Here is a 5440-nt window from a genome sequence, read left to right as displayed (position 1 = left end):
GCGAAGTCCGTCAGCACGTCGAACGGCGGTTTTCCCGCCGGGAAGTTGACGTCGCACCTCAGGCGCCTTCCCTCGCGGGACCAGACGCCCACCAGGCGCCCCTCGTGCGTCAGGCACACGCGACCGCCCTCGGGCACCGCGGCGTCGCCGCAGGCGATGGGCTTGCCGCAGGCCGCGTCCGCCGCCTCCTGCGCGGTGAGCTCGCGGCCGGGCAGCCCGAGCTTCGCGACGGGGTCGAGCGCCGCCCTTGCCAGCATGGCCTGACCCTCGGCCTCGAGCTCGTCCAGGCTGACGCAGTCCCCCAGGCCCACGGCGCCGGACGCCGTGCGCCTGAGCGCCACCAGGTGCGCAGCGCTCCCGAGCGACGTACCCAGGTCGCGCGCGATGCTGCGCACGTACGTCCCCTTCGAGACCACGAACGCGCAGTCCCAGCACGGCTGGCCCGACGGCCCGTCGGCCACGACGTCGAGGAGGACCGCCTGCGCGATGGTGACGTGGCGGCTCTTGAGCTCGACCTTCTCGCCCCTGCGCGCACGGTCGTACGCGCGGACGCCATCCACGGATATGGCCGAGAAGGACGGCGGCACCTGGTCGGCCTCCCCCTCGAGCGAGGAAACGGCCTCGGCCGCGAACGCACGGTCGAGCACGCGCTCGGGAGCCGGCAGCTCCAGCACGGGCTCGCCCTCCGCGTCGTCCGTCGTGGTCTGCGTGCCAAAGGCGATGCGCGCCACGTACGACTTGGCGTCGGCCGTGAGCATGCCCATGAGCCTCGTGCCCTGGCCCACGCCCACCACGAGCACGCCGGAGGCGAGCGGGTCGAGCGTGCCGGCATGGCCGACGCGCCTCTCGCCCAGCGCACGGCGCACGTGGTTAACCACGTCGTGGCTGCTCATGCCCACGGGCTTGTCTATGGCCAGCAGGCAGTTGATCCCGCTCTGGCCGCGCCTCACGCCCTCACCCGGCCCGTTGCGTTGCCGCCCGCGCGACGCGCGCGGTCCGCGGCTATGAGGCCGGGGTCCAGCCGCTCGCCGATGATGGTGCCGTCGGGGTCGACGTACTCGAAGAGCGACCTCAGCGGCGGCAGCACCGCCGCCAGGGCCTGGTCGATGTCGCCCTCGTACGTGAAGCCGGCCGCGGCCTTGTGGCCGCCGCCGCCGAGCCTGCGGGCGATGCCCGAGACGTCCTTGTCCGTCTTGGAGCGGAGGTTGCCGCGCACCTTGCCGCCCGGCACCTCCTTCAGGAAGAGCGCGACCTCGGAACCCGACACGCTCCTCACCACGTCCACGAGGCCGTCGCACTCGTCCAGGCTCGCGCCCGTGCGCTCGAGGTCGGCCGCCGTGGCGTAGCTGTAGGTTATCTTGCCGGAGGCGAAGGTCGTGATGCGGCCCATGACCAGCGCCTCGAGGTGCAGGAACGAGAGCGAAAAGTTCTGGTACACGTTGAGCGAGAGCTCGGACGGCGAGGCGCCGGCGTCCACCAGGAGCGACGCGACCGAGAACGACTCCGGGTCCGCGTTCTGGTACGGGAAGCGCCCCGTGTCCGTAGCGATGGCGCAGTACAGGCAGCGCGCTATGTCAGGCGTTACGTCCACGCCCAGGTGCAGCGCGAACTCCGCCACGAGGACGCCCGTGGCGGCGGCCTCGGGCCTGATCAGGCTCTCGTCCGCGTAGGGGTCGTCGCAGGGATGGTGGTCGATGATGGCCGTCCTTCGCGAGCGGCGCATGACCTGCTCCGCGTCGTTCAGCCTCTGCGCCACGGAGAGGTCGACGCTCACGAAGAGGTCGGGCGTGCCCTCGTAGTCGCGCGCGTGGACGAGCTCGCCGCTTCCCGGCAGGTACGCGTAGATCCGTGGCACGGCGTCCGCGTCGGCCAGGAGCCCCACGACGCTCTTGTGCGGCCACCGGCTCAAGATCACCTGCCGCAGCCCCAGGGTCGAGCCCAGGGCGTCTCCGTCCGGGCTCGTGTGGGCGCATATGGCTATGGTCTGGCTTCCCTCGATGAGCTTCGCTATGCGAGAGAAGCGCCTCTCCTGCTCGGGATTCTGGCGGACGTCCATGGCTGTGCTACTCGACCCCCTCGTCCTTCTCGTCGGCGTCATCGTCGTCTTCGGCCACCGGGTAGCCGAACTCGTCCTTCTCGACCGAGAGCGTGGGCGGCACGTTCTCGAGGGCGAGGGCGATGCGCTCGGCCTCGTCCGCCGTCTCGTCGATCTGGAAGATGAGCTCGGGCGTCACGCGCCAGCCGAGCGCGTGGCCCAGCAGGCTGCGGATGCGGCCCTTGGCGCGCTCCAGCGCGGCTGAGACCGCCTCGTAGCGGTCCCTGTCGCAGCTGACGTACGCCTTGAGCACCGACTTGTCGACCGAGACCTCCACGCCCGTGAGGGTCACGAGCGCGAGGTCCGGGTCGGACACCTCGAACAGAAGGATGTTTGCGAGCTTCTCGCGCGCGAGGTTGTTCGTGCGACGGGAATTCTGGTTCTGCTTCATGTTCCTACTCCGTACGTGCTACTTCCTCGATGCGGTACGTCTCGATGACGTCGCCCACGTGGATGTCCTGGAAGTTGTCGAGGCCAATGCCGCACTCGTAGCCCGCCTTGACGGACTTGACGTCATCCTTGTAGCGGCGCAGCGACGCGAGCTTGCCCTCGTACACCACGATGCCGTCGCGGACGAGCCTGCAGAGGTCGGTGTTCGTGACCTCGCCCTCCTGGACCATGCAGCCGGCGGCGATGCCGACCTTCGGCACCTTGAAGGTGTTGCGGACCTCGATGGACGCGGTCTGCACCTCCTCCTCGGTGGGCTTGAGCATGCCGATGCGCGCGGCGTCGATGTCCTCGATCGCCTTGTAGATGACGCTGTACGTGCGGATCTCGACGCCCTCGCGCTCCGCGGCCGCGCGGGCCTTCGCATCCGGACGCACGCCGAAGCCGATGATGATGGCGTTCGACGCGTCCGCGAGCGTGACGTCGGTCTCCGTGATGGCGCCGACGGCGGAGTGGATCGTGTTGATGCGCACCTCGGACTGGTCCATCTTGTCCAGCGAGTCCTGCAGGGCCTCGATCGAGCCCTGGACGTCCGCCTTGATGATGAGGTTGAGCTCCTTCACCTCGGCGTCGGCCATGGTGTCGAAGAGGTTCTCGAGCGTGACGTGCTTGACCTTGTTCTGCTCCTCGATGCGGGCCTTGAGGGCGCGCTCGTCGGCAAGGCTGCGCGCCTCGCGCTCGTCCTGGAAGACGCGGAACTCGTCGCCGGCCATGGGGACGCTCTGCAGGCCGAGGACCTCGACCGGGGTCGAGGGCGTGGCCTCCTTCACGTTGTTGCCGTGCGAGTCGATCATGGCGCGGATCTTGCCGTAGGACATGCCCGCGACGATGGCGTCGCCCACGCGCAGCGTTCCGCGGTTCACGAGCAGCGTCGCGACGGAACCGCGGCCGCGGTCGAGCTTGGCCTCGAGGACGTTGCCCGACGCGAACGTGTCGGGGTTCGCCTTGAGCTCGAGCACGTCGGCCTCGAGCAGGACGGCCTCGAGCAGGTCGTCGATGCCGATGTGCTTCTTCGCGGAGATGTCGACGAACATGTTCTGTCCGCCCCACTCCTCGGGGATGATGCCGTACTCGGTCAGCTCCTGGCGCACCCTCTGCGGGTCGGCACCGGGCTTGTCGATCTTGTTGACGGCCACGATGATGGGCACGTTCGCAGCCTTGGCGTGGTTGATTGACTCGACCGTCTGCGGCATGACGCCGTCGTCGGCCGCGACGATCAGGATGACGATGTCGGTCACCTTGGCGCCACGGGCACGCATGGCCGTGAACGTCTCGTGGCCCGGCGTGTCGATGAACGTGATCGTGCGACCGTTGATCTGCACCTGGGACGCGCCGATGGCCTGCGTGATGCCGCCGGCCTCGCCCTCGGCGACGCCGGTGTGGCGAATGGCGTCCAGGAGGGACGTCTTGCCGTGGTCGACGTGGCCCATGACGGTCACGACGGGCGGACGCGGCTTCAGGTCCTTCGGGTCGTCGTAGAACGAGAAGGAGTTCTCCTCCTCCTTGGTCATGATCTTGATGTCACGGCCGAGGTCGTCCGCGACGAGCTCGATGAGGTCGTCGGACATGGACTCGGTCACCGTGAGCGGCGTGCCGAGCAGGAACAGCCTCTTGATGATGTCGTTGGCGGGTACGCCGAGAAGGTCGGCGAGCTCGGAGACGGTGGCACCCTGCGGGACCTTCACCGTGTCGAGCTGCGAGAGGTCCTGGTCGTTAGCGATGGCCTCCTCGATGCGCTTCTCCTCGGCCTTCTCCGCCTGCTGCTTCTTCCTGCGCTCCTTGCGCTTCTTGCGCCTGCCGGTGGACTCGCGGGTCGCCTCCTCGACGGCCTCGCGCGCCTCCTCGAGCACCTGGTTGTACTCCTGCGCCTCGCGCGCCATGCGGCTGTAGCGGTCCTCGTTCTGACCGCTCCTACGCTGGTTCTTGCGGCCCTTGCCACGGCCCTTGCCGCCGTGCTCGCCCTCGCTCTCCATCTCGGGCTCCGGTGCGGAGACCCTGGTGCGGGACGTGCGGTGCGGCGTCGAGGACTCGTTCCTGTCGCGGCGGTCCCTGCGCTGCCCGCGGCTCTCCTCCTTCTTCTTCGCCTGCTCCTCGGCCTGCTCCTTGAGGACGACCTCCTGCTGGGCAATCTGGTCGAGCAGGCTCGCGAACGAGGGGATGGACTTGGGGGCGTTGTCGTGCACGCGGTTGCGCTCCTCTTCCTCCTTGCGGCGCTTCTCCTCCGCAAGGCGCTTCTCCTCGGCCTTCTTGCGCGCGGCCTCCTCGGCGGCGCGACGGCGCTCCTCCTCGGCTCGCTCCTCCTTGCGGCGCTTCTCCGCCTCGAGGCGCTCCTTCTCGGCCTTCTCGTGCTTCTCGCGCTCGATGGCCGCCTGGGCCTCGGCCTCCGCCTTCTTCTGGGCCTCGATCTCGGCGGCGCGCGCCTCGAGGATCGGCTTCAGCTTCTTGCGGATGATGGACACGTAGGCGTCCTCCAGCGTGGAGGAGGGCGACTTGGCGGGGATCTTCATCTCCGCGAGGTGGCCGAGCATCTCCTTGCTGGTCATTCCATATTCCTTGGCTAGATCATGCACGCGGGTCTTTGCCATAAAACCAACCTTCCATGACGGGACGGGATACGTTCGTATAACTTCGACTCGCGGCTAGATCAGGGAGTCGGGATCGTCGGACACGTCGGTGTCGGCGTACTTGGCGAGCTGCTCGTGGATGCCACAGTAGCGAGAGCCCGGACGCGCCATGTTGCGGCACTGGATGCCGGTCGGACCGGTGTACTCGCAGCGGTGCTCGCCCTCCTCGGCGGGAAGCTCGACCTCCTTCGGCATCTCGCGCATGACCTCGCGGGCCAGGGACTCGTTCTTGATGTCGATGTGCATGCCCGTGAGCCTCGCGGCGAGTCGGGCG

The 5440-nt window shown here is 68.5% G+C and carries 5 protein-coding genes; all 5 read right to left on the bottom strand.

What is annotated here, in order from left to right:
- A partial coding sequence (gene truB, locus ACI38Z_RS01520; RefSeq protein WP_439788422.1) for a tRNA pseudouridine(55) synthase TruB occupies positions 1-950 on the bottom strand: 950 nt, incomplete at its 3' end.
- The gene (locus ACI38Z_RS01515; protein WP_439788421.1) at positions 947-2056 is read right to left on the bottom strand and encodes a DHH family phosphoesterase; all 1110 of its coding nucleotides are present in this window, start codon (positions 2054-2056) and stop codon (positions 947-949) included. The genes truB and ACI38Z_RS01515, both read right to left, overlap by 4 nt.
- Before the next feature lie 7 nt (positions 2057-2063).
- Positions 2064-2486 carry a 30S ribosome-binding factor RbfA gene (gene rbfA / locus ACI38Z_RS01510; protein WP_439788420.1) on the bottom strand — a complete coding sequence of 141 codons (423 nt, stop codon included), beginning with the start codon at positions 2484-2486 and terminating at the stop codon, positions 2064-2066.
- Between the two features lie 4 nt (positions 2487-2490).
- The gene (gene infB / locus ACI38Z_RS01505) at positions 2491-5127 is read right to left on the bottom strand and encodes a translation initiation factor IF-2 (protein ID WP_439788419.1); all 2637 of its coding nucleotides are present in this window, start codon (positions 5125-5127) and stop codon (positions 2491-2493) included.
- A gap of 54 nt (positions 5128-5181) precedes the next feature.
- Positions 5182-5440: CCCH zinc finger protein (locus tag ACI38Z_RS01500; RefSeq protein WP_439788418.1), on the bottom strand; the 259-nt coding region annotated here is incomplete at its 5' end.

Source organism: Parafannyhessea sp. (assembly GCF_051876455.1).
In the GTDB taxonomy this organism is placed as follows: domain Bacteria; phylum Actinomycetota; class Coriobacteriia; order Coriobacteriales; family Atopobiaceae; genus Parafannyhessea.
The sequence above is the reverse complement of the archived record's forward strand: the minus strand, read 5'-3'. Positions and strand labels throughout refer to the sequence as shown.

What these genes read in the sequence shown, in the direction of transcription:
- infB (WP_439788419.1), bottom strand. Translation starts at nt 5,127, where the DNA reads ATGGCAAAGACCCGCGTGCATGATCTAGCCAAGGAATATGGAATGACC.
- ACI38Z_RS01515 (WP_439788421.1), bottom strand. Translation starts at nt 2,056, where the DNA reads ATGGACGTCCGCCAGAATCCCGAGCAGGAGAGGCGCTTCTCTCGCATA.
- rbfA (WP_439788420.1), bottom strand. Translation starts at nt 2,486, where the DNA reads ATGAAGCAGAACCAGAATTCCCGTCGCACGAACAACCTCGCGCGCGAG.